Raw genomic sequence first — 23,521 nt, forward strand, 5'->3', positions numbered from 1 at the left:
TGTTATTGGTTACATTGACTAGAATAAATAAAAGGAATATCTGCATGTTACGGATTATAAGAATGAAAAAAATGCCCATCTCGTTATTAACAATAATATTACTTAGCGCTGGTTCTATCGCCAGCGAAAGCAGTTACACAACACAGAACCCAGCTTATGAGTTAGATGGTTTATCAGTATTTGGTCGTATAGAAAATGTGTATCTGACGAGCACAGACAAATACAAACATATCCCATTCGATGGGAAGATCGATACTGGAGCCGATACTACGTCAATCCATGCCGATAATATTCATATATTGAGTAGTAACCCTAAATATAAAAACCTTTCGGATACTGAATTGCTTAAGTATATCGTGGACGAATATGGTGGTTCCCAAAGTAATTGGTGGCTAGATGAATTCGATACCCCAGAAAGAGAGCTAAAGCTTAACGTGAAGTTCAATGTGACGAACCCCTACACTGGTGACGTTTTAGAGTTTGAAAGGCGTTTAGCGAGAGTCAGTGTGGTTCGAAGCCGTACCAGTAAAGAGCCTCTTTATCGTCCTGTTATAGAGCTTAAGATGAAGATAGGTGACGTTGAAATCGAAACGGAAGCAAGTCTGACAGATAGAGGTAATTTTAGTACCCCAATTTTGATTGGTAAGACATTCCTAAAACAGAATGCTTGGGTATTTGCAGGTTATGACTATTTACAAGAGCAGCCGAAAGCAACCCTTATTGGTCGTGAAGAGACAATGATGGTGAATGGTCTTGCGATGAATGTCAGTATTTCAATGGAAAGTAAATCGTCCGTTTTACATGCCACGAATATCAAAGTAGACAAAAAGGCAAAGAAAGTCAGCTTTGATACGAATGACAAAGAGGGAAATAGTAAGTCATTCACTCTCCCTCTGATAGGCATGATTAAATTTGGTGATATTGAGCGTCCAGAGATCTATATCCCAGTAAAAGGTGAAAAACACTTTGATACTAATCTGCATGTTTATTTAAAAGATCGTTCCAACAGTTCTAGTCAATTGAGACTAGGTAAAGAAGCGCTGAGTAAAAACTTTGTCATTAGTGCCAGTGAAAAGAATCTTTTGGATAAGCCTAAAGAGAAATTTACTCAACGAGTTAAAGATAAGAACCCACTTGTGGTCTCGCCAGAAGAGTTAATTTTAGTCGATGGTATAGAGGTAAACGCAAAGCCTGATCTGAGAGTGAAAACCCCCGTGCTCAAGGTCACCAGTTTTGAGATATCGAGCGCTGACAAGGGCGAACATGTCACCTATTTCTTAGAAGATGATGAAGGTGATAAGACGAAATTTGTTAAATCTATTCTTCGAAAAATCAAGGTGGGTGACTCAACAAGACCCGTGATTGAGGTCAGACTTGAGGCTGACGGCAAATATACTGAATATGAAATCGCGCTAGAAACCTTAGATAAAAACGAGGAACAGATCTTTCTGATTGGGCAAAAAACGAAAAAAGGTGGCGTGATAATTAATACGCGGACCGACCTATTGCTAGAGTCTCATGATCTAGTCAAGGCGGGTTACATTGAAAACGCCACGGTCGAAGGGTTAAGTTTTCCTGTGAAGTTAGATACCGGCGCGGATGTCAGTTCAATGAATGCCCAAGCGATCAAATTATATCAAAAAGAGGGTAAAGACATGGTCGACTTTGTGTATGAGAACGAACAAGGTGACAAAAAATCCTTTACCCGACAAGTCGTGAGAATGATGACGGTTAAGGCTAAGGAAGGGGAAAAAGCCAATCACAGACCAGTAGTGAAGATGGATGTACAGATTGGTGACATACGCAAAAAGATCAAAGTTAACCTACAAGACCGATCTCGATTTGGCTACAGTATGATCCTTGGTGAAAACTTCCTGCGTCATGGTGTGGTCGTAACCAGCGATAACAAGTTTCTGCTGGGTGGATCTGAAAAAGATATAAAACAGTAATGTTAGAGAATCGATCCAAAATTCTAGGTAATACGTTTCCTTGTGCGATGCGTGCTTGGCATCAACATGAACAGCCGCTGCTTCAGTGGCTGTGTAAACAAACCAACGATAGACAACTTGCTCAGGATATCCTGCAAGATGTTTTTATTAAAATCATGCATCAGCAAGCGACGTTTTGTGAGGTAACAAATACGAAAGCGTGGCTGTTTCGAGTGGCTAAAAACTTGTTTATTGATCATACAAGAAAGCGCACGTTTCAGCAGATAAGTGTCGATGTTGAACAGGAAGAAGAAAACTTAGCGCCCGTTGATCTTCTTGCCTTGAGTTGTCTTCCTCGAGTGTTCTCTGAACTTGATAAAGCGGACCAAGCCATTATTGTGGCGTGTGATTTAGAAGGTGTCAGTCAAAAAAAGTTTGCCGTTGAGCATGGGTTGACCCTAGCGGCGACGAAATCTCGAATTCGTCGTGCAAGAGATAAATTGAAACAACAAATAGAACTTTCTTGTCGAGTAAAGCTAGACGAAAATCAACAGGTTTGTTGTTTTACTCGTCGAGACTAAAATAAATGTCATTTTTTATGAATCCTTTTTAAAACCGTTTCGTCTTTAAGACAAAGCGGTTTTATTTTATAGGGTTCATATGTTTCAAATGTTCACTGATTTAGCATCATGGTTGGTGTTTGATCTGCTTTATCTATCCCCCGATTCTAAGCTTGGTGATGCGTTGCATTTTTTTGTAGAAGATACCACTAAGATCTTCGCGCTTCTTATCACTATGATCTACCTAATTGCTATCATCCGAGCTTCATTGGATATCGAACGTGTCCGGGATTATTTAGCGGGAAAGCATCGTTTTACTGGTTACCTATTAGGTTCAGTTTTTGGTGCAATCACGCCATTTTGCTCATGTTCAAGCATTCCCGTATTCCTCGGATTTACCTCGGCGGGTATACCGCTTGGTATTACGATGGCATTTCTTATTACTTCACCGCTTATCAATGAAGTAGCAGTATTGCTACTGGTTAGTTTGTTAGGTTGGAAGTTTACGGTTTTGTATGTATTGATTGGTATCAGCGTTGGTATGTTAGGAGGCCTGTTTTTAGATGTGATTAAAGCGGAACGTTGGTTGGTTTCTTTTGCTGCTGATGCTTTAAAGCAAGGTTCAATCAATCAAAAAGAGAGCCCTACACGCACTCAAGAGGTTAAAAAATTATCTCTACACGAGCGCCATCAGTTTGCCAAAGATGAAACCAGAGAGATCTTTGGACGGGTATGGAAGTGGGTTTTTATTGGTGTTGGTCTAGGTGCGGCTTTACACGGTTTTGTTCCAGAAGGGTGGATTGAAGCTTATTTAGGCGATAGGCAGTGGTGGTCTGTGCCGGCGGCTGTCCTTCTAGGGATACCTCTCTATTCTAATGCGACGGGTGTCATCCCGGTTATGGAGAGCTTGATAATGAACGGGCTGCCAATCGGTACAACGTTGGCTTTTTGCATGAGCACTGTTGCCGCGAGTTTTCCTGAATTCATTCTTTTAAAACAGGTGATGAAGTGGCCGTTACTTATGGTGCTATTCGCAGTCTTATTAGTCGCGTTTACGTTCGTTGGTTGGTTTTTTAATGCCATACCGCTGCTCTAAAATTTATTTCGTCTGAGCAGTTATTTAGTTGAATGGATATTATTTAAGGAGAAAGTAATGAAAGTAGTCAAAATATTAGGTTCTGGCTGTAAAAATTGTCAGGTAACGGCATCGGTCATCGAAGAGGTGGCTAGATCAAATAATATAGAGATAGAGCTGATAAAAGTACAAGATCTAAAAGACATTATGGCTTATGGCGTAATGAAAACACCTGCGGTGGTTATAGATGGAACGGTGGTGCACAAAGGCAGTGTACCCAAGGCAGAACAAGTGGTGGCTTGGTTTACTAATTAAAACGTAAATGGAAGGCAACGTAATCTTGTTGTTTTCCATGTTCCATCGCCCTGACGAGCATGTGGTTTACACAGGCAAGATTCCCGACTAGCCGGACACATAGGTAACCGATAAGACGGGGTAAATAGGTGTTAACGTCTCTGCATCTCTGCCCACCAAGCCGCATCGGCGACAATCTGGCCCTCTTCGTCTAGGGGAGGGTATTCAAGTTTCTTACGTTTAGCGACTTTAGCAAGAACAGGATGACCACGTTCAAATAGCGTTCTGTGTATGACCTCTTCTGCCAATGCTGAGGTTTCTCTGTCATACAACCCAGCAAGTTGGCGTTGTCTTTGTGCTTCGAAAAGAATGAGCGCACTGGCAACCGAAACGTTGAGAGACTGAACCATACCAACCATCGGAATGATAATGTCTTGATCAGCAAACTCTAATGCCTTACTAGAGATACCGTACTTTTCGCCGCCAAGAATGATTGCTGTTGGTTTGGTGTAATCGATCTCTCTGAAATCGACGGCTTTGTCAGAAAGGTTGGTCGCTAAGATCTGCATATTCTGGGCTTTTAGTTCGCCAACGGCACTTTCGATAGATTCATGAGTCTCGACTTCGACCCAGTTACGCGCACCAGCAGAGGTGTGGCTCAAGGTTCGCATATTCTTGTTGGGCCAAACAGCATGTACTTTATGGACACCAGCCGCATCGGCGGTACGAATAATTGCAGAGACGTTGTTCGGTTTGTGAACTTCTTCAAGGCAAAGGGTTAAGTCAGTTTGGCGAGCTTTAAGGACAGTTTGGATGCGATTATAGCGGTCTAGGTTCATGATATTTCAACGATGACTGGTTGGGTTGTAGAATCTTGAGCCTTGAGTGCCTATTCTTCATTTTTAGGTTCAAGACTCAGGATAGTATGGCTACGTTCTTTTGCGTCTAACTTTCAATGCATGTGGTATAACGCGGATTTTCTTCATTATTTCCGCTAAATGAACGCGGTTTTTTGTAGTGATAGCTAAAGTGACTGTATATAAACGACCATCTTTTTCTTCCGTTGTAATGCCGTGAATATTAGAGCCAGTACGCGAAACAACGTTGGTGAGCTCTGCAAGCGCACCTTGTTTGTTATGCATATCAATCTGCAACTCAGAAATGAACTCGTGTTCGTGTTCATCAGACCATTCAACAGACATGTACTTATCCGGTTCTTTTTGATAACCACGTATATTTGGACAAGATTCAAGGTGTACGACTAAGCCGCGTCCTGGTGAAACGTGAGCAATGATATGGTCACCGGGTATTGGATGACAGCACTTAGCATAGGTAAGCAGAATGCCATCAGCGCCTTTGATAGATAGTTTCTTACTTGATGTTGACGTTACTGAACTGGTTTCGGTCAGTGCATCGGCATCGCCTAGTAAGCGGCGAGCAATAACAATACTCATGAGCTCACCCAAACCGATAGCCGCAAGTAAATCGTCCATGGACTTGACTTTAAGGTCAGATAAAACATGCTCGATGTTTGTTGGGTAAACGCTTTCTATAGTGTGCCGGCCTAAAGCATGGTTTAGCAGTCTGCGACCCAATGCCACCGATTCATCACGACGCATGGTTTTTAGCACTTGGCGTATCTTGGTTCTTGCTCTAGAGGTAACCACATAGTTAAGCCATGCGGCATTAGGGCGAGCGCCAGGAGCACTTATAATTTCAATTGCTTGACCGTTCTTAAGTGATTTACTGAGAGGATAGGGTTGACGGTCAACTCGAGCACCTACGCAGGTATTACCTACATCAGTGTGGACGGCATAGGCGAAATCGACGGCAGTCGCGCCAGCAGGCAATTCAACAATACGACCTTTAGGCGTGAAAACGAAAATTTCGTCAGGAAAAAGATCGGACTTAACGTTTTCAATAAACTCAAAGGAGTTCCCTGCGCTTTGTTGAAGCTCAAGCAAGCTTTGCATCCAACGTTGCGCTTTAACCTGTGCGGTGGTGCCTTTGCGTTCGCCGCCTGCTTTATATGACCAATGTGCAGCAACACCTTTGTCCGCCATTTGATCCATGTCATCGGTACGAATCTGTACCTCCACAGGTACGCCGTGAGGGCCGACCATTGAAGTGTGCAGCGACTGATAGCCATTGGCTTTTGGGACGGCAATATAATCTTTCATTCGAGCAGGACGAGGTTTATAAAGATTATGCACCTGACCTAATACTCGATAACACGTATCGGGGCTATCTACGATGACTCGGAAAGCATAGATATCCATAATGGTATGGAATTTCTGCTCTTTGGTTTTCATTTTGTTGTAGATCGAAAAGAGATTTTTCTCTCGTCCTAACACACTGGCTTTTAAGCCTACTTCTTCTAGACGACCTTCGATTTCTGAGTGAATACGTTGAATCATTTCTTTTCGGTTACCACGCGCGGTCTTCACTACTTCCTTAAGGACTTTGTAGCGATTTGGATAGAGCGCTTCAAAACCAAGTTCTTCTAACTCAGTTTTAATATTATGGATGCCTAATCGATGGGCAAGGGGAGAGTATATTTCGAGTGTTTCTTTCGCTATCCGACGGCGCTTGTCTGGACGAAGTGCACCAAGCGTACGCATGTTATGCGTGCGGTCAGCAAGCTTGATAAGGATCACGCGAATGTCTTGCACCATAGCAAGAACCATCTTACGAAAGTTCTCTGCTTGCGCTTCTTTTCGATCTCTAAATTTAAGTTTATCTAACTTAGATACCCCATCAACGAGTTCAGCAACAGTATCACCAAACTGACTAGCAAGTTCTTCCTTAGAGACTTCAGTATCTTCTATCACATCATGTAAAAGTGCAGCCATTAAGGTTTCATGATCCAAACGCATTTCTGCGAGGATACGAGCTACAGCAACAGGGTGAATGATATAAGGTTCCCCGCTTGACCGGGTCTGCCCTTCATGGGCATCTTTTGCTACCACATAAGATTGACGCAGAGCCTCTAGGTGAGGCTCTGTTAGGTATTCTTGGGCAACATCTTTTAGGCTATCGAATAGATACAAATTAAAGGCCCGAAAGGTTACTTAAAATTATTCACTAGAATTAACGAGTGTGAGTAATGCTACTTACAGCCGCGAGTTCAGCCGCTTCTTGTTCTTGTTGCTCTTGACGTTCACGTGCATCAAGAACGTCCTTAGTGATCAAGCCTTCTTCGATTTCACGAAGTGCGATAACAGTAGGCTTATCATTCTCTTCAGGCACTAGTGAATCTTTGCCGCCAGTTTGCATCTGACGAGCGCGGCGAGCCGAGATTAGTACTAGGTCGAAGCGGTTGCCAACTTTTTCAACTGCATCTTGAACGGTTACGCGTGCCATGTGGACTCCAATAGGTTAACTAAATATTCTGAATGACGAGAAAGTATACAGTCTAAAGGCTTACTCTGCCAATAGTGCTGTGAGCATACCATTATATTTCGCCGCTTGTTTGTCTTGTTTTAAGCGTTCCGCACGAATAATCGCCTTAAAGTCCATCAATGACGCATCAAAATCATCATTAACAATAAGATAATCATATTCGTCAAAATGTGACATTTCGGATTTAGCTTCGCTCATGCGTTTTGCTATGATTGCTTCATTATCTTGTCCTCTTGCATTGAGGCGACGTTCTAATTCACCATTAGATGGTGGAATAATAAAAACGCTCTTAGCAAGTGGCATCTGTTTACGGATCTGTCGAGCTCCTTGCCAATCAATATCGAGGAAAACGTCGATACCTTTATTCAGGTTATCTTCAATCCATACACGAGAAGTTCCATAGTAATTACCGAAAACTTCAGCATGTTCGAGAAATTCGTTTTTCTCGATTAGCGCTTCAAAGCTCTCTTTTGGAATAAAATGGTAGTGCAAACCATCCTCTTCACCAGGGCGCATGTTACGCGTTGTGTGAGATACAGAGACTTTCATTGCGTAAGTCGGGTTTGTTTCCAGCAGCGCTGAAATTAAGCTAGATTTACCTGCACCGCTAGGAGCGGATACTATATAAAGAGTCCCTTGAGCCATCTCTTTTACCCCACACTAATTTGATGTTTTTCGCCGATTCACGAACCAAAACAAGATAATAACGACTTCTAGTTGGTTAAACCAGAGGTCGGAAAAATGGAGGCGAAGAGTAGCACAGGTTATCGCCTATTCTCAACGTGGTTGTTAGTTGTTTTCTATCTTTAGGGATGAAGGTGTCGGTTCCTTCCGTTCATTAGACCGTAAATTAAAACTATCTTTACCCATCGTAGATGCGGAAAACTTTTATCAGTTCAACGGTAAATTTGATCCATCTCGATTTTCACTAAGCGCGGTAAAAGATTAAGTGGTGAGAAGGAGCTTAAAAGGAGTATTACGTGGTCTAAATTCCTATTTTGATGAAAGTAGTGAGATACTAGCTCCATGGTCGAGGGCTCGATACAAGTATCAAAGTAGTACTGTCGTTAGAGTGGTTCATCCATTTTAAGATTGGTCACATTGGTGGTACTGATGTTTTAGTTTCCTTTCTAACTCCAAATTTGAACTATAGATGCGGGAGATAGTGTAGAGGTTAAATACTATGAATATTGTTTCCATTGTTACACCACCAATTGATGATATTAATATGTTATGAGCTAGCCAACACAAACTGTTTATACCGACCAAAAGTCTCATCTTAATACCAACTGTCTTAAAGTAAGCGTAAGTGGTTATTGAGGATCCTATTATTGGTAGTAATTCATATCCATAATCGATGCTTGGAAGCCCTACTAGCCAAAATACAAACATGAAAATAAACATTATTCGATAATCATTGTTCTTTAACGATACTAATGTACGCAACCCACTTATAAACGAAATTATACAACCAGTAATCGCACCCATTAAATAAAAATGAACTGATAATACAACACAGAAAATAGTTAATTGAATTTTAAATTTGTAGTCATTTGTATTTAAAAAATTACAGCCACCAATAACAAGGGCTACAAGACCAATGGCTTGTGCAGCATCAATGTTTGGCACGTTTTTATCCTAGAATGTCAGAAAATACATTTTTCTTAATGTAAAATCCAGTTGCATTGCTTAGCATGTCTTCCCAGTTTTTAAAAGATGTGTGGTTAGTTATGAAGTGCTCCCAATCTTTATCGGTTATTTCATCAAATGATTTTTCCGTCACTTCACTTTTACCCAATATAGAAAATATTTCCTGTATGTTTTTTAGGTCGGTTTTCTCTAACAAAAAATCGTCGTTTAAGAGCTCCTTTATGGACAATTCTGATTTGGAATTTATTTTTTCAGAATTTCGCATTATTTGATCGATGTTACTATAAATTAACTCTCGGGTTATTTTCATTGTTCTTCCTATTATGCCCCTAAGGTTTTACCTAGGGGCATTCAATTTAGCGAATATAAAGACCACCGTTAACGTCGATACTCTCACCGTTAACAAAATCATTTTCTAAACAAAATTTAATGGCGTCCGCAACATTTTTTGACACACCATTTCTCTTCAAAGGATTGCCTTCGGCCCACGTTTTCATTTGTTCTTCGGTCGACACTTTATGGTGAAATGGTGTGTCGATAACGCCAGGAGAAACAGAGTTAACTCGGATCGTTGGTGCTAGCTCTCTACATGCTCCCCTTGTAAATGTATCGACGGCTCCTTTTGACGCGGCGTATAAAGTTGCTGTTGGCCCTCCGTGTCTTACCACAATTGACGTTGTATTAACTATGCTAGGGTTTGTTCCTTTTTTTAGAAAAGGAACGGCTAGAGAAGTCACTTTCAAGAGTGAAAATGTATTTAAATTGAATATGTCTAACATTAAATCCCATTTAAACTCTTCAATACTTTGGCGCTGTACCAGCCCTCCCGCGTTGTTAATTAAACCATCTAGACTAGTTGTGACTAAGCTAATGTCGTCAAATAACTTAATGCAGGCTTCTTCAGACGTTAAATCAGCTTGAAATAAATGAACTTTTGCCCCCATCGCTTCGACATCGATTTTAAGTTTTTCAGCGTTTTCTTTCGATCGGTTATAAACTAAAAATAATTCGTTGTCTTTAGCTAGGATGCGAGATGCCTCTGCACCAATGCCTGTACTTGCGCCCGTAATTAAATATTTGGCCATGTTACTAACTCCTAATTTTGTATTGAGATTCTATGTCATTAATTCTTTGTTCGTATTTCGCTTTTTTAACTTTGTTCATATGGTGGTAAATAAACAAAAGAGAGCAGGCTATCATATATAAACCTGACAATGGCATAGAAAGATAGTATATTTTTTTAGAGATTTTAAATATTGGAGACCATGCACTTGCATTATTAATCAACGTGTAGCTGTAATAAACAAAAAATGATAAAAAGGTAATATTAATAAGTTCAATTAAGGTGAATAATCTATATCTAATAACATCATTTTTTATTTTATTTGCAATGAGGTCAATGTATGGATGCTCCTTAAGTTTCCACAGAACGGCGGCCTCACAAAATATCATCCACGAAAACAACAACTCTATTATTTCGTCAAACCAACCAATCGATATTATTGGAAAGAATCGTAAGATGACATTCATTGCCATAAGTAAAAAAAGACAGACTAAAAAAGTGATAGCAATGGTACTAAATGTTTTAAATATCAACTTGTCTAATTTTATTAAAATTATATTCATAATAAAGGTCATCCCAAAAGATACGGAGCAAACAGCGAGATTTTTGGAATAAAAGCTACAAAGAACAGAACAAGTAGTATCCCTAACATATAAGGAAGTACTTCCTTACTCAGTGCACCAATTTTGACATTACTTATACTGGCTACAGCGTATAGACACATTCCGACGGGTGGGCTCAATAGTCCAATCATTGATGCTAAAATCATAATAACACCAAATTGAATAGGGTCCATTCCGATGTGTTGTACTAAAGGCATAAATATCGGTACACAGATTAGAATAACCGCCACACCCTCTAGAAACATGCCAAGACCCAGCAACACAAATATCATTATTAACAGTAATATGACTGAAGAATCGGTCATGGAGATCAACGTGTCTATGACGGCTTGTGGCACTTGTAGGTAAATCATAACCCAACTAAAGAACCCTGCTGTTGAAATAATAAACATGACTCTTACTGTATGGAGCAACGTATCTTTCAATATGTCAATTAGTGAGCGAAAACTAAGTTCCTTGTAAACAAGGCCACTCAATGCCATCGCATACATACATGCTACTACTGCCGCTTCTGTAGGAGTAAAGACGCCGCCTAATATTCCGCCTACAATAATGACGGGTGTCATTAGAGGTAAAATAGCCTCTTTCAAACTAATCCAGAACTCGCTTCTAGCCGCTCTAGGCTGTCGTTTGTAATTCCTTCTTTTTGATATGATATAAACGGCTATGACCATCGTTATCGCCATCAGCGCACCTGGAATCATACCGGCAAGAAATAATTTCCCTACGGACACACCAGTAAGGGAACCATAAATAACAAATGGAATACTCGGTGGAATGACGGGACCAATAGTGGAAGATGCTGCAGTGATGGCAGCTGCGAATTTTGAATCATAACCATTGTCTACCATGGCTTTTATTTCAATTTTTCCGAGCCCTGCCGCATCAGCAACAGCAGCGCCTGACATACCAGAGAAAATAACACTTGATAGTATATTGACTTGCCCCAATCCACCCCAATAATGGCCCACTCCAGCTTTAGCAAATCTGAATATCCTATCGGTGATACCACCTGTATTCATTAAGTTCCCGGCTAATATAAAGAAAGGGATTGCCAATAATGTAAAGCCTGTTGTGGATGCGTACATTCTTTGGGCGAGCATGGTAAGACTAGAGAAGTCTTCATGCATTGCTATTATGGAGACCCCTCCCATAGATACAGCAATCGGTACGCCTAACAAAATCAGCGAGATAAGCCCTACAAATACAACTAGTGCTGACATAAAAAGAAACCTCCTAAATGACGGCTCACCAAGTAGGGTGAGCCAATTGCTTTAATTCAACATATCGAGGAACGTTTGAAGGTTTTCTTCGCCTGCATACTGACCAATTTTGGTATAAGCAGGTCCCATCGCAGCTTTAAATTCTGCTTTGTTCGGACGTGTCACCTTCATACCCTTTTCTTCAAGCATTTTAACTAGCTCGACTTGTTCTTTTTGCATGGTCTCACGCATCATATTCCCAGCTTTGATACTTTCCTCTTTTAGAATAACTTGTTGTTCTGGCGTTAATTTATCCCATTTTTTCTTAGATATAACGTTAACCATTGAGTTATAGACATGCTCTGTCATCGCCAGATTGTTTTGAACTTCATATAACTTATTATAATAAATGACGGAAAGTGGGTTCTCCTGACCATCAACGACACCTTGCTTGAGCGCCATATACAATTCATTAAATGAAAGCTGTGCTACATTCGCACCAAGAGCAGACATTGCCGACTGAAGTTGAACTTCTGGTGGTGTTCTTAATTTAAGTCCTTCGACATCACTCGCATGATTGATGGCTTTCTTATTGTTGGTTATGTTTCTAAATCCCCAATCCCAATTAGATAAATAAATCAGATTATGTTGCTCTAAATCAGGCGCTGCCCATTCGATAAAAGGCCCATCTAGAACGTCATATGCATGTTTTGCGTCCCTAAATGCGAACGGCGTCATTACGGTTGCAAATTTCAATGAATACTTACTTAGGTGACCTTGAGTTGGTAGGCTCATGTCGATAACACCAAGTACATTTTGCTCTAAAACGTCATTTGGGCTACCCAATTGGTTTGCGGGATATACGTTTATTTTTACTTCACCACCTGTTCTTTCTTTAACATTCTTTGCCATTTGATTTGCAGCAACATCTGCAGGGTGTCCTGGTTCTGCATAATGAGCTAACTTCAATGTCACTGCACTAAACGCAGGGTTGCTGGCTAATAATCCCAAGGCAATGGCAGACAATGTGATTTTTTTCAATGTAGGGTAGATGTTCATTTTAATGTCCTTTTATAAGTATTCGTTCCAATTAAATGTTAATCATCAATGTTGTTTTTCTTAGGATAAGTACCATCAGGATTAGGAAATGTTCCATATTGCTTCATTTTTTCTAAATGCCCACGACGTGGTGGAGCAAAAATATCGATGGCTTTCATGCCAGTGACACTTTTACCACCGTGTGGTGTATTTGAAGGATGTACCGCAACATCACCAGCCTTCATTGATATGACTTGATCACCAATGACATGTTCTTCGGACCCTTCTAGCATAATCATTATTTGCTCACAGTCATGTGAGTGAATCGGAAAATCTGCACCTGGAGGGTTTTCAATGAAGCTAACCATGATGCTATCCCCAAGAAGAAATCGCGTACTGATTCCTTGTTCCTCTACAATGGGAGTCATTGGAAGATCTTTAATTGTGTAGACATATTGTTTTCTTTCGACAGACATTTTCTTTTCCTTTTTTATGGATCGCTATTCCGCGATGTCTAGATATTTGCATATGAATAAAAGTATTCATAGGTAAAGATCGTATATTTGTTACCCAAATCACATGTTATTTTAAATTCGTCTATTGACTGATTTTTCAATTTAAAACACAAAAAAAAAGCCACTCTGCACAGGGCAGAGTAGCTTGTATTTTATTAATTAAATCTGATGGTTAAGCTTAATTGATAATAAGCCAGCTAGCCTCATGGGCTCTAATTTACAGTTCGGTAAGAATCATTAATTCTCCTCTTATCTGAGAATACTGAATAGACCAATATGCAGCCTTTGATACCACGTAATTTACTGTTCGACTCGTCTGCTAAGCTTAGTCATACACTTATAATGCGTTATCTTGCTAACCAACCGCCGTCGACGGCAACGGTATATCCATTCACATAATCACTAGCCGGAGAAGCTAAAAAAACAACAGGACCAGCAAGATCTTCTGGGGTGCCCCAGCGACTGGCTGGGATTCGACGTAATATTTCTGCACTTCGATCTTCGTCTTTACGTAACGCCTCAGTATTGTCTGTTGCCATATAACCGGGCGCGATGGCATTGACATTAATTCCATGAGATGCCCATTCGCAAGCTAACAGTTTTGTTAACCCCATAATTCCAGATTTACTTGATGTATATGAAGGAACGCGTATGCCACCTTGGAAGGAAAGCATGGATGCTATGTTGACTATTTTTCCGCCATTGCCTTGTTTTATGAACTGTTTCGCAACTGATTGAGACAAGAACATTGGAACTTTGATATTGATGTTCATAACGTCATCCCAATCTTTTTCAGAGAAATTGATCGAATCTTCTCTGCGAATGATACCGGCATTATTAACCAAAATATCAACTCTTCCGAAAGCTTCCACGGCTTCATCAATGATTCTTTGTACTGGCTCTATTGACAATAAGTTTGCTTCAACAAACTTAAATTTTTTCCCAAACTGGGTTATTTTTTTTGTGGTTTCAGTCGGTTGAATATGACCAACTCCGACAATGTCTGCTCCAGCCTTTGCTAAAGCAACAGCCATACCTTGACCTAAGCCCGTATTACAACCTGTAACAATGGCTACTTTCCCTGATAAATCAAACATAATAATTCCTATTTAAGATCGCTATTTGCGATAAAGTCCATGTCGTCGAACGTCTGGTTTTCACCTGCCATTCCCCAAATGAAACTGTAATTTTTGGTACCACACCCAGAATGAATGGACCAACTAGGAGAGAAGACCAACTCTTTATTCTTTATAACTAAATGACGAGTTTCTGTTGGTTCACCCATAAAGTGAAAGACCACTTCGTTGGGTTCAATATTGAAATAAAAGTAAGCTTCCATCCGGCGTTCATGTGTATGACAAGGCATAGTGTTCCATGCGCTCCCCGTTTTAATATGAGTAATTCCCATAGAGAGTTGGCAGCTTTGCATGACATCTGGATGGATATATTGATTGAGAGTCCTAGCGTTGACCGTTTCCGGTTCACCCAGATCCAACTGCTTTGCCATGTTTTTTGTTATGAGTACGGTAGGATAGTTTTGGTGAGCAGGAGAGCTAAGGCAATAAAACTGTGCTGGCGCATTAGAATCATTGGATGCAAAAGAAATATCGATATTTCCTAACCCAATATAAAGTACGTCAAGGTGGTCAAGGTGGTAGCGCTCGCCATTTACGGTCACTTCCCCAGCTCCGCCTATATTGGCAATGCCCATTTCTCTTCTTTGTAAGAAAAACTCAACACCAAATGATTTAGGTTCAATAAAATCTTCAAGTTTCAGAGATTTCGTCAAGGGAGAGACACCAATCGCGACAACACGATCAATATGGCTATAAACGATATTAATAAAATCATCATTAAATAGTGATTCTATTAAAAATTCTTTGCGAAGGCGTGAGGTCTGGTAATGTTTCACATCTTCAGGAGAATTTGAATATTTTGTTATCATGATTCTTCCTCATTTGTTAGGATTAATTAAATCTTGCCTAAATATTCATATATAATCAATTGTATTCGTATATGAATTTTTATACGTGTGACAATAATCACTAATTGATGTTTGTGCAATTCGCCATAAAAAGGTTCTTAATGACTATGCAGAATAAAGTGGAATATCGTGCTCCGGCTCTTGAAAAAGCTCTTGATATCATTGAGTTACTGAGCCAATCGAAGCAACCACTTACAAAAAAAGAGATCTCAGTAAGTTTAGATAGAACAGTAAATGAAATTTTTCGAATGCTTGAGGTACTTAAGGTTCGTGAATATGTAACTCATAACGATGCTCAGGGCACATACGAGCTGAGCTTGAAGATGTATGAGTTATCTAATCTTCATCCTCCTATCAAACGTTTACTTCGAACGGCAAATCCTGAAATGCTCGAGTTAAGTGAGCATGTACAACAATCTTGTCATCTGAGCATGTATGATCGAGGTCACATGCTTATAGTTGCGAGACAAGAGAGCCCATACAAAATGGGGTTTGGTGTTAGGTTAGGAGCTCGAATAGATATATTTGGTTCTGGTTCAGGCATTGTAGCGTTAGCATTTAATGATTTAGAAACGAGAATGAAGATGTTGGAAAGCTCTGGAGCGACAGAGGAAGAAATAAAATTCGTCTTACAGGAAGTAGAAAAGACGATAAGAGACGGGTTATATGTTGGAGAAAGTCCACAAATAAGCGGTGTCACCAATATTTCTTTACCTATCCTATCCATTCATGGGAACGCTGCTGCAGTCTTAACGATACCGTATCTGACTTTGAATGCGACAACATTACATCACAATATTGTAGGTGTAGATAACGCTAAAATATTCGCACAACTATCTGCCAAAAAATTGACCGAATCTGTCGGTGGTAAGTGGCATTTGCCTGAGCTGTGATACTCCTCTTTGTCATTGCAATTGTTGTGCTGTGAACTTTGTACTCAGCACAACCTAGAATGCGTCACATCACGTTTTTTTATTGACATTCGTCACAAAGATGGTGAATAATCGAACTCATATATGAATTTTACCACTTTAGGCAAAAATATGAATTCAATAACTGCGCAACCAAAAACTGTCTCAAATCCAACTATCGAGACAAACGATGATTCTAATGACTTGGAAAATGTCTTATTCATTATAAGGCTAATTATAGGTATATCCATTCTAGCCGCTATTTTTGGTTTAGGTTGGGTTATTTGATCATTAGCGCCATGTCGTTCTCTATTCTTTCTGGAATATGTCACCCTTCTTTTTTCAGCAACGCATATCTGTGTTCTAGTTGTGATGAATAGAATATTTTGTACGATTGGGATTTTATTTAAACTTCATTTCCCTGAGACAGTCCCTGATTCAGGTGCAACTTCTCGCCCATCTTGTTTCTCAGTGAGCCTAATCTGAATGTGAACAAGGTGTCTAGGTGATCGATGTTAGTGTTGCAGTATGACTGTTTGTCTCTGGCCTAAACCGGAATTCCGGAATCATCCCTATAAAATAGTAATAAAAAAGCCCTGATAAATAAGGGCTTAGAAGATGAATGAAGAAGAGCTAGGAATTTACTCTATATTCTGGATCTGTTCTCTCATCTGCTCAATCAGTACTTTCAGCTCAACACCTGAAGCGGTGATGTCTGTACTGATTGATTTAGAGGCTAGAGTATTTGCCTCACGATTGAATTCTTGCATCATAAAGTCGAGCTTTCTGCCGCATGCCCCGCCTTTTTTCAGAATATTATTTGTTTCTTTAACGTGAGAATCTAAACGATCTATCTCTTCGGCTACATCTACTTTCTGAGCAAGCATAATGAGCTCCTGCTCTACGCGAGTCGCGTCAAGTTCGATTTTAGCTTCTTCAAATTTCTTGATTAATCTTTCACGTTGCCACTCAATAATCTCAGGCATACGATCACGAACTTTGAACGCCTCATCTGTAATCGCGTCAAGGCGAGTGGTAATCAAATCTTTCATGTTTGTGCCTTCACGGCCGCGAGCTTCAATGAACTCACTTACACCTTCATCAAACGCCGCTAATAAATCTTTTTTGATCGCATCCATGTCTTGTTCTGGTGTTTCCATCACACCAGGCCATTGCATGACTTGAAATGGATTGATTCGATTACTTTCACCAATTAGATTAGATACTTGGTTTGCCGCATTAATGACTTGTCTAGCAAGTGTTTCATTGATTGATAACTCACCCTTCGCATCAGGGTTGGCTTCAAAGCGTAAATGGCACTCTACTTTGCCTCTAGCAAGACGTTTACGAAAGCGCTCGCGCAAAATAGGCTCTAAACCACGAAACTGTTCTGGTAAGCGGAAGTAAGTTTCTAAATAGCGTTGGTTCACGCTACGAATTTCCCAAACTGCGCTGCCCCAATCGCCTTTCACTTCTTTGCGAGAGTATGCCGTCATGCTGTAGATCATGGATATTTCCTTGATAGTCGAAATACGTATTTTTTGAATGTAAGTAATAAGTAAAAGATGGTAGCACAAGTTGGGGCGAAGCCTCCATAGCGCACCTAGGAACCATTCATGTTTTCCGCTATAATTCCCGCCCAATTGAAATCCATTACATAATAGGTAAATACCCATGCGTCCAAACGACAGAAGCGCGGTACAAGTTCGTCCAATTAAAATGACTCGTAACTATACAGCGTATGCTGAAGGTTCTGTGTTAGTAGAGTTTGGAAACACCAAAGTGTTATGTAATGCAACGGTTGAAGAGAATGTGCCTCGTTGGCTAAAAGGGAAAGGAAAAGGTTGGGTAACGGCAGAATACGGCATGTTACCAAGAGCAACACACACTCGTAACCGCCGTGAAGCTGCAAGTGGAAAGCAGGGTGGGCGTACGATGGAAATTCAACGCCTTATCGCTCGTAGTTTGCGTGCAGTTGTCGATCTTGAAGCGATGGGTGAGTTCATGGTTACTGTTGACTGTGATGTGATTCAAGCTGACGGCGGAACAAGAACCGCCTCTATTTCTGGTGCAAGTGTCGCTATGGCGGATGCATTCCAACATTTGGTTGCAGAAGGTAAGCTTAAGCAAAATCCAATGAAGGGCCATGTTGCGGCTGTATCGGTTGGAATCGTTAATGGTGAAGCATTGTGTGATCTAGAATATGTTGAAGATTCTGCGGCAGATACCGATATGAATGTGGTTATGACGGAAGAAGGCAAGATGATCGAAATCCAAGGTACCGCAGAAGGCGAACCTTTCTCACATGACGAATTAATGGATTTACTGGCGCTCGCTAAACAGGGTATTTCCGATATTATTGAGGTGCAGAAAGCTGCGCTAGTCGATTAGTTTTAGGAGGAAGCAATGAAAGCATACCAACGTGAATTTATTGAATTTGCTTTAGAAAAAGAAGTCCTTAAATTTGGCGAGTTTACATTAAAATCTGGACGTATCAGCCCATATTTTTTTAATGCTGGCTTGTTTAATACCGGAAGAGATCTCGCGCGACTAGGTCGATTCTATGCTGCGGCACTAATCGATTCTGGTATTTCATATGATGTTCTCTTTGGTCCTGCATATAAAGGCATTCCTATAGCAACAACGACTGCGGTTGCTTTAGCTGATCACCATGACGTGGATGCACCTTATTGCTTCAATCGCAAAGAAGCGAAAGATCATGGAGAAGGTGGCAACCTTGTCGGTAGCGCGCTAGAAGGTCGTATCATGCTTGTGGACGACGTTATTACTGCTGGTACCGCTATCCGCGAGTCTATGGAGATAATCCAAGCCAATGGCGCAGACTTAGCCGGTGTTCTTGTTGCTATTGATAGACAAGAGAAAGGAAAAGGCGAGCTTTCTGCGATTCAAGAAGTAGAACGCGATTTCCAGTGTCAGATTGTCTCTATTGTTAGCCTTACGGATCTTATCTCTTATCTCGAAGAGAAAGGTGGTAGTGTTGATCAATTAGAGAAAGTGAAAGCCTATCGAGCTGAGTTTGGGGTTTAATAACAAATCTTGAATCCTGATCACTTCGCCTCTTAAAGCGAAGTGATCATATTATTTGTATCTTATTCCGCGCGGAATGGATTCGTCTTCCATTGTTTTGAAACGCTTATGTAGCCACATCCACTGTTCTGGTGCTTTCAAAATAATATTTTCGATATGTTTATTCATAAATGCAGCCGCTGCTTTTTCATCGCGTTGTGGGTAATCGAGATGGAATGATGGGTCAACTTGAATATCATATTTTAGGTTCTGATTTCTAAACCCAGATACTGTGACAATAGCGCAATGGCTTGTGTATACCAAAATACTGGTACCTGTTGTGGTGCAGGCATCATCTACGGCAAAAAATGGAACAAACACGGATTTTTTTCGACCGTAGTCATGATCAGGTAGATAAAAAATACGATCTCCGTTTCTGAGTGCGCGAATCATCCCTTTGACATCTTTTCTGTCTATGAGTCGGTTACCATTGTGGGCTCGGCCCCGATATTGAATGAAATTATAGACCGGATTATTATGTGGGCGGTAAACACCAAAACCGCCAATGCCTAATACAGCAAGTGCTCGGCCCGTTATCTCTAAATTAAGTGCGTGGGCGCAACAAAAGAGTATGCCTTTTTTTTCGCTCTCGAATTTTGTTATCTCAGAATAATCTCCGCCGTTTAACAACCTTTTAAAGCGCCAAGTTGGCCAAAACCAAGTAATCGCGGTTTCTATCAACGCAAGTCCGGTATTTTTAAAATTCTCTTCTACAAAGTCTTGGTTTTCTTGCGCGGTTCTTTCTGGAAAGGCGAGTTCTAGATTACGTCTGGCAACCTTTACTCTGCTCTTTCCTATTTTCATACTCACTTGACCAATCTTTCTACCTACAAAGTAGAGTAACTTATAAGGCAATATGTTGACGAAAAGTGCTAGAAATCCAAAGCCCAACCAAACCAACCAGTATTTGGGGTGGAGAAGAGATAAGGTAAACTTAGGTTTAATGCTTCTACTCATTATGGGCTCGCTTTGAGGCGTTATACGTACTATTGAATTTGAGCACTCAGTAGAGCCCAATATTCTTCGAAATTCTCAGTTGGTTGATATTTAAAATCAGAACGAACAAATCGATTGAGACTGCCTTCTACTTGGCCGAGAAGTTGTGCCGCCAAAATAGATTCATCAACAGGAAATGATTTGCCTTCACGTAACTGACGTTCGCGTAATATTTGTCTGAGTTGCATTTCGATTCTTTCAAAGAGCTGATTAATTCGACCGCGTAATCGCTCGTTTTCAAACATCAACGCGTGACCAGACATAATCCTTGTTAGCCCTGGGTTTTTCTCTGCAAAAGCGAGTATCAGTTGAAGAACCATTCGGATCCGCTGCAACGTGTCTTTTTCTTCATCAAGTATGCGGTTGATTCGGGACATAAGTGAGTCTTCGATAAACTCTATTAAGCCTTCAAACATACGAGCTTTGCTAGGAAAGTGGCGATAAAGTGCAGCTTCAGAGACACCAACTTGTTTGGCTAATTTGGCAGTAGTGATTCTAGATGCGCCATCGGTAGTCTCTAGCATATGAGCTAAGGCCTGAAGGATTTCTTCACGGCGATTAGATTTTCTGGTTCCGGTCATGGTTCCGATTCCTTTACGTATCTCTACTTGCGTATTGAGTATTTATTCTCTTTTACAACAAATAGAGCGACTACAAACTGACGGTTCTGTAATGCCATTTTTTAAAATGCTTTTACAGCAGTAGTCTTAAGTTGAATAGACTTGTTGAAGCACCACCATCAATGAAGTTGGTGCTTACTATAGGTTCTTTGCTGATTATTGCTTACTTGTGTGTCCAAATCTACCTCTGACTTGCATAGGTATATCAATTTCAGACACAAGACTAAGTTTTGTTTACTCTATTCCATAAGCGCATTTATTTTTTGCATTATTTGTAAGGCAAGAGCCTCTTTAGAGTCAAGTGGCAGTGATTGTTCACCTTGTTGCCCTTTATCCTGATGCCAGTAAAGCGTTAGCGCATTGTCATTTGAATTAAATCCTTGACCTTCAACGGATACATCGTTGGCGCAGATAAGATCTAGATTTTTCTTCGTTAGTTTACCTCTGGCGTATTTTTCAACGTCTTGAGTTTCAGCTGCAAAACCAACAGTAAAAGGTCTGTTTTTTTCGAGTTTCGCCACACTGGCAACGATATCTGGATTCTTAATCATAGAGAGAAACATTTCATCAGAATCCTCTTTCTTTTTAATTTTTTGATCGGATACGGCTCCGGGGCGATAGTCTGCGACAGCAGCACAGGCAATGAATATATGGTTATCGGCCACATTACCCATCACTTTTTCATGCATATCTTTTGCACTTTCCACATCAATTCTACGTACATTTTTAGGTGTGTTGAGTGCGACAGGCCCACTGATGAGGGTTACGTTAGCACCTAACTTCGAAGCGGCATCAGCGAGTGCGTATCCCATCTTTCCAGAGCTATGATTAGAAATAAATCTAACCGGGTCTATGGCTTCTCGGGTAGGACCCGCCGTGATCAGTACGGATTTTCCGTCCAGAATTTTATCCAGCTCAAGGGCTGACTGGAAAAAAGTTTCGCACCTTTTAACCAACTGCATCGGTTCTAACATTCTGCCATATCCAACATCACCGCAAGCTTGTTCACCCGCTGCAGGCCCCCAAATGTGAAAACCGCGTTTTGTTAGCGTGGCGATGTTTTCCTGAGTGGCAATGTTTAGATACATCTGTTGATTCATTGCAGGGGCGACGGCCACTGGGGCATTTGTTGCTAATATGACGGTTGAAAGCAGGTCATTTCCCATACCGGCAGTTATTCGAGCGATAAGGTCGGCCGTAGCCGGAGCCAACAATACAATGTCGGCCCACTTCCCCAATTCAATGTGCCCCATTGAGGCCTCTGCTGCAGGATCTAATAGGCTGTCTGAAACTGGATTGCCAGATACGGCTTGCATGGTTAAAGGCGTAATAAACTCTTTAGCAGCTTTGGTCATTACGACGTGTACCTGCGCGCCTCTTTCCGTTAAGCGTCTGGTTAGCTCAGCACATTTATATGCGGCAATACCACCACTGATACCTAAAAGGATTTTTTTCCCGGTTAAAGATTGCATGTTGATTCTCCATTTTATGAGCAAACCATATCACAAAATTATGAAAAATCACCTGTATAGAGATGAAACAGAAAGTTGGTGTAAATATAGGCGGCAACGTTCTTAATTTTTATTATCACGACTATTTTAAGTATTATGTTCACCCGTATAAGCCGCATAGCCATCGCTAAGCTTTTTAATTTTGCTCCTTATTTGGTACATATCCTTTTTTATGAAGGATATGTCATGACTATCAAAAAGCTACCACTTGAATCTCAACCACGAGAAAAACTTCTGTTGCGTGGGGTACAGGCTTTATCAGACGCTGAACTGTTGGCGATATTTTTAAGAACCGGCATAAAAGGGATGAATGTTGTTGCGCTTTCTGATTTTCTTATCTCTGATTTTGGTTCACTTAGAAAGCTATTTAGTTGTAGCAAAGAAGAATTTTGCCAGCATAAAGGGTTAGGTGAGGCTAAATATACCCAACTACAAGCGGTGCTGGAAATGGCTAAAAGATATCTTGCGGAAACAATAAGCAAAGGTGACATACTTTCTGCGCCGAGTAATACAAGGATGTACCTCTCTAGTCGCCTAAGACACAGGGATAGGGAAGCCTTTTTGATCCTTTATCTAGATAGCCAACACCACGTCATTATGGATGAAATTTTGTTTGAAGGCACGATCAATGCGGCGAGTGTTTACCCTAGGGAAGTGGTTAAAAGAGCGCTTTATCACAATGCTGCTTCTATTATTGTCGCTCATAATCATCCGTCGGGTATTGCTGAACCCAGTACTTCAGATAAAAGGATTACGGACCGTATTGTTGATGCGCTTGCCTTAGTTGACATCAGATTGTTGGATCATTTTATCGTTGGTGATGGAGACGTGATGTCTTTCGCAGAGAGAGGTTTATTGTAGCTGATACATCAACACGTATTGCCCTTGAGTTGGCCATGTTTGTTATATATTCAGGCCGATCTGTTATCTATGATATGCGCTGTTGTATTTGTCTTCCTTTATTCATTCTCGTCGCCATTCCCTCTTTCGAGGTAATGACGACGTGTCCGAGGGCGTGACAAGGACGACGGATTTTGTCGGGATAAAAAGTTTCGATAACGT

The 23,521-nt window shown here is 40.7% G+C and carries 24 protein-coding genes; 8 read left to right on the plus strand and 16 right to left on the minus strand.

All coding sequences use genetic code 11. From position 1 onward, the window contains the following. The first annotated feature begins 62 nt into the window (after window positions 1-62). The 4 genes from L3V77_RS00695 (at window position 63) to L3V77_RS00710 (ending at window position 3,878) form a co-directional block, all read left to right on the plus strand. Window positions 63-1,949 (plus strand): RimK/LysX family protein, encoded by a 1,887-nt coding sequence (locus tag L3V77_RS00695; RefSeq protein ID WP_275135316.1) that lies wholly within the window; start codon window positions 63-65, stop codon window positions 1,947-1,949. Next, the gene (locus L3V77_RS00700) at window positions 1,949-2,509 is read left to right on the plus strand and encodes a sigma-70 family RNA polymerase sigma factor (protein WP_275135317.1); all 561 of its coding nucleotides are present in this window, start codon (window positions 1,949-1,951) and stop codon (window positions 2,507-2,509) included. Before L3V77_RS00695 ends, L3V77_RS00700 begins: the two co-directional genes overlap by 1 nt. Before the next feature lie 79 nt (window positions 2,510-2,588). Continuing rightward, window positions 2,589-3,584 carry a permease gene (locus tag L3V77_RS00705; RefSeq protein WP_275135318.1) on the plus strand — a complete coding sequence of 332 codons (996 nt, stop codon included), beginning with the start codon at window positions 2,589-2,591 and terminating at the stop codon, window positions 3,582-3,584. A 57-nt stretch (window positions 3,585-3,641) separates the two neighbouring features. Then, window positions 3,642-3,878, plus strand: coding sequence for a thioredoxin family protein (locus L3V77_RS00710; RefSeq protein ID WP_275135319.1), 237 nt, complete (start codon window positions 3,642-3,644; stop codon window positions 3,876-3,878). A 131-nt stretch (window positions 3,879-4,009) separates the two neighbouring features. On the opposite strand, the gene trmH is transcribed toward L3V77_RS00710, so the two are convergent. The 12 genes from trmH to kduI form a co-directional block, all read right to left on the minus strand. Continuing rightward, the gene (gene trmH / locus L3V77_RS00715; RefSeq protein ID WP_275135320.1) at window positions 4,010-4,696 is read right to left on the minus strand and encodes a tRNA (guanosine(18)-2'-O)-methyltransferase TrmH; all 687 of its coding nucleotides are present in this window, start codon (window positions 4,694-4,696) and stop codon (window positions 4,010-4,012) included. A gap of 90 nt (window positions 4,697-4,786) precedes the next feature. After that, on the minus strand, window positions 4,787-6,907 hold the full coding sequence (gene spoT, locus L3V77_RS00720) for a bifunctional GTP diphosphokinase/guanosine-3',5'-bis pyrophosphate 3'-pyrophosphohydrolase (RefSeq protein ID WP_275135321.1): 2,121 nt from the start codon (window positions 6,905-6,907) through the stop codon (window positions 4,787-4,789). 40 nt (window positions 6,908-6,947) lie between these two features. Beyond that, window positions 6,948-7,220, minus strand: coding sequence for a DNA-directed RNA polymerase subunit omega (gene rpoZ / locus L3V77_RS00725; RefSeq protein ID WP_102563458.1), 273 nt, complete (start codon window positions 7,218-7,220; stop codon window positions 6,948-6,950). A 60-nt stretch (window positions 7,221-7,280) separates the two neighbouring features. Next, entirely contained in the window at window positions 7,281-7,904 is a 624-nt protein-coding gene (gene gmk, locus L3V77_RS00730) for a guanylate kinase (protein WP_275135322.1), read from the minus strand. A gap of 441 nt (window positions 7,905-8,345) precedes the next feature. Next, on the minus strand, window positions 8,346-8,888 hold the full coding sequence (locus L3V77_RS00735; protein WP_275135323.1) for a YgjV family protein: 543 nt from the start codon (window positions 8,886-8,888) through the stop codon (window positions 8,346-8,348). Between the two features lie 4 nt (window positions 8,889-8,892). Then, window positions 8,893-9,219 carry a hypothetical protein gene (locus tag L3V77_RS00740; RefSeq protein ID WP_275135324.1) on the minus strand — a complete coding sequence of 109 codons (327 nt, stop codon included), beginning with the start codon at window positions 9,217-9,219 and terminating at the stop codon, window positions 8,893-8,895. Between the two features lie 46 nt (window positions 9,220-9,265). Further along, window positions 9,266-9,994 carry an SDR family oxidoreductase gene (locus tag L3V77_RS00745; RefSeq protein ID WP_275135325.1) on the minus strand — a complete coding sequence of 243 codons (729 nt, stop codon included), beginning with the start codon at window positions 9,992-9,994 and terminating at the stop codon, window positions 9,266-9,268. 549 nt (window positions 9,995-10,543) lie between these two features. Then, entirely contained in the window at window positions 10,544-11,818 is a 1,275-nt protein-coding gene (locus L3V77_RS00750) for a TRAP transporter large permease (RefSeq protein ID WP_275135326.1), read from the minus strand. Window positions 11,819-11,869: 51 nt separating this feature from the next. Further along, window positions 11,870-12,856: a TRAP transporter substrate-binding protein gene (locus tag L3V77_RS00755; protein WP_275135327.1), complete on the minus strand. Its 987-nt coding sequence runs from the start codon at window positions 12,854-12,856 to the stop codon at window positions 11,870-11,872. A 38-nt stretch (window positions 12,857-12,894) separates the two neighbouring features. Beyond that, window positions 12,895-13,311: a cupin domain-containing protein gene (locus L3V77_RS00760; RefSeq protein WP_195704879.1), complete on the minus strand. Its 417-nt coding sequence runs from the start codon at window positions 13,309-13,311 to the stop codon at window positions 12,895-12,897. Window positions 13,312-13,697: 386 nt separating this feature from the next. After that, the gene (gene kduD / locus L3V77_RS00765; RefSeq protein ID WP_275136660.1) at window positions 13,698-14,459 is read right to left on the minus strand and encodes a 2-dehydro-3-deoxy-D-gluconate 5-dehydrogenase KduD; all 762 of its coding nucleotides are present in this window, start codon (window positions 14,457-14,459) and stop codon (window positions 13,698-13,700) included. Continuing rightward, entirely contained in the window at window positions 14,456-15,295 is an 840-nt protein-coding gene (gene kduI, locus L3V77_RS00770) for a 5-dehydro-4-deoxy-D-glucuronate isomerase (RefSeq protein WP_275135328.1), read from the minus strand. The genes kduD and kduI overlap by 4 nt, the downstream gene beginning before the upstream one ends. 140 nt (window positions 15,296-15,435) lie before the next feature. On the opposite strand from kduI, the gene L3V77_RS00775 reads away from it, so the two are divergent. Next, window positions 15,436-16,227 carry an IclR family transcriptional regulator gene (locus L3V77_RS00775; protein ID WP_275135329.1) on the plus strand — a complete coding sequence of 264 codons (792 nt, stop codon included), beginning with the start codon at window positions 15,436-15,438 and terminating at the stop codon, window positions 16,225-16,227. 659 nt (window positions 16,228-16,886) lie between these two features. Here L3V77_RS00775 and L3V77_RS00780 read toward each other — a convergent pair. Further along, window positions 16,887-17,753, minus strand: a complete 867-nt coding sequence (locus tag L3V77_RS00780) for a YicC/YloC family endoribonuclease (RefSeq protein ID WP_275135330.1) — start codon at window positions 17,751-17,753, stop codon at window positions 16,887-16,889. Window positions 17,754-17,919: 166 nt separating this feature from the next. Between L3V77_RS00780 and rph the strand changes: the two genes are divergently transcribed. Then, window positions 17,920-18,636, plus strand: coding sequence for a ribonuclease PH (gene rph / locus L3V77_RS00785; protein ID WP_275135331.1), 717 nt, complete (start codon window positions 17,920-17,922; stop codon window positions 18,634-18,636). Between the two features lie 15 nt (window positions 18,637-18,651). After that, on the plus strand, window positions 18,652-19,293 hold the full coding sequence (gene pyrE / locus L3V77_RS00790; protein WP_275135332.1) for an orotate phosphoribosyltransferase: 642 nt from the start codon (window positions 18,652-18,654) through the stop codon (window positions 19,291-19,293). Between the two features lie 51 nt (window positions 19,294-19,344). On the opposite strand, the gene lpxL is transcribed toward pyrE, so the two are convergent. The 3 genes from lpxL to coaBC all read right to left on the minus strand — a co-directional run bounded on the left by lpxL (window position 19,345) and on the right by coaBC (window position 22,420). Then, a complete protein-coding gene (lpxL, locus tag L3V77_RS00795) occupies window positions 19,345-20,289 on the minus strand; it encodes an LpxL/LpxP family Kdo(2)-lipid IV(A) lauroyl/palmitoleoyl acyltransferase (RefSeq protein WP_275135333.1) in 945 nt (314 codons plus the stop codon). Window positions 20,290-20,318: 29 nt separating this feature from the next. Beyond that, entirely contained in the window at window positions 20,319-20,909 is a 591-nt protein-coding gene (slmA, locus tag L3V77_RS00800; RefSeq protein ID WP_275135334.1) for a nucleoid occlusion factor SlmA, read from the minus strand. A 278-nt stretch (window positions 20,910-21,187) separates the two neighbouring features. Beyond that, window positions 21,188-22,420, minus strand: coding sequence for a bifunctional phosphopantothenoylcysteine decarboxylase/phosphopantothenate--cysteine ligase CoaBC (gene coaBC, locus L3V77_RS00805; protein WP_275135335.1), 1,233 nt, complete (start codon window positions 22,418-22,420; stop codon window positions 21,188-21,190). A gap of 225 nt (window positions 22,421-22,645) precedes the next feature. Here coaBC and radC point away from each other — a divergent pair, with 225 nt between their 5' ends. Next, window positions 22,646-23,320 carry a DNA repair protein RadC gene (radC, locus tag L3V77_RS00810; protein ID WP_275135336.1) on the plus strand — a complete coding sequence of 225 codons (675 nt, stop codon included), beginning with the start codon at window positions 22,646-22,648 and terminating at the stop codon, window positions 23,318-23,320. Window positions 23,321-23,521 lie beyond the last annotated feature (201 nt).

Source organism: Vibrio sp. DW001 (genome assembly GCF_029016285.1).
In the GTDB taxonomy this organism is placed as follows: domain Bacteria; phylum Pseudomonadota; class Gammaproteobacteria; order Enterobacterales; family Vibrionaceae; genus Vibrio.

Coding starts and splice junctions, on each gene's coding strand:
- L3V77_RS00695 (WP_275135316.1), top strand. CDS start 63: ATGAAAAAAATGCCCATCTCGTTATTAACAATAATATTACTTAGCGCT.
- L3V77_RS00700 (WP_275135317.1), top strand. CDS start 1,949: ATGTTAGAGAATCGATCCAAAATTCTAGGTAATACGTTTCCTTGTGCG.
- L3V77_RS00705 (WP_275135318.1), top strand. CDS start 2,589: ATGTTTCAAATGTTCACTGATTTAGCATCATGGTTGGTGTTTGATCTG.
- L3V77_RS00710 (WP_275135319.1), top strand. CDS start 3,642: ATGAAAGTAGTCAAAATATTAGGTTCTGGCTGTAAAAATTGTCAGGTA.
- trmH (WP_275135320.1), bottom strand. CDS start 4,696: ATGAACCTAGACCGCTATAATCGCATCCAAACTGTCCTTAAAGCTCGC.
- rpoZ (WP_102563458.1), bottom strand. CDS start 7,220: ATGGCACGCGTAACCGTTCAAGATGCAGTTGAAAAAGTTGGCAACCGC.
- gmk (WP_275135322.1), bottom strand. CDS start 7,904: ATGGCTCAAGGGACTCTTTATATAGTATCCGCTCCTAGCGGTGCAGGT.
- L3V77_RS00740 (WP_275135324.1), bottom strand. CDS start 9,219: ATGAAAATAACCCGAGAGTTAATTTATAGTAACATCGATCAAATAATG.
- L3V77_RS00745 (WP_275135325.1), bottom strand. CDS start 9,994: ATGGCCAAATATTTAATTACGGGCGCAAGTACAGGCATTGGTGCAGAG.
- L3V77_RS00750 (WP_275135326.1), bottom strand. CDS start 11,818: ATGTCAGCACTAGTTGTATTTGTAGGGCTTATCTCGCTGATTTTGTTA.
- L3V77_RS00755 (WP_275135327.1), bottom strand. CDS start 12,856: ATGAACATCTACCCTACATTGAAAAAAATCACATTGTCTGCCATTGCC.
- L3V77_RS00760 (WP_195704879.1), bottom strand. CDS start 13,311: ATGTCTGTCGAAAGAAAACAATATGTCTACACAATTAAAGATCTTCCA.
- kduI (WP_275135328.1), bottom strand. CDS start 15,295: ATGATAACAAAATATTCAAATTCTCCTGAAGATGTGAAACATTACCAG.
- L3V77_RS00775 (WP_275135329.1), top strand. CDS start 15,436: ATGACTATGCAGAATAAAGTGGAATATCGTGCTCCGGCTCTTGAAAAA.
- L3V77_RS00780 (WP_275135330.1), bottom strand. CDS start 17,753: ATGATCTACAGCATGACGGCATACTCTCGCAAAGAAGTGAAAGGCGAT.
- rph (WP_275135331.1), top strand. CDS start 17,920: ATGCGTCCAAACGACAGAAGCGCGGTACAAGTTCGTCCAATTAAAATG.
- pyrE (WP_275135332.1), top strand. CDS start 18,652: ATGAAAGCATACCAACGTGAATTTATTGAATTTGCTTTAGAAAAAGAA.
- lpxL (WP_275135333.1), bottom strand. CDS start 20,289: ATGAGTAGAAGCATTAAACCTAAGTTTACCTTATCTCTTCTCCACCCC.
- slmA (WP_275135334.1), bottom strand. CDS start 20,909: ATGACCGGAACCAGAAAATCTAATCGCCGTGAAGAAATCCTTCAGGCC.
- coaBC (WP_275135335.1), bottom strand. CDS start 22,420: ATGCAATCTTTAACCGGGAAAAAAATCCTTTTAGGTATCAGTGGTGGT.
- radC (WP_275135336.1), top strand. CDS start 22,646: ATGACTATCAAAAAGCTACCACTTGAATCTCAACCACGAGAAAAACTT.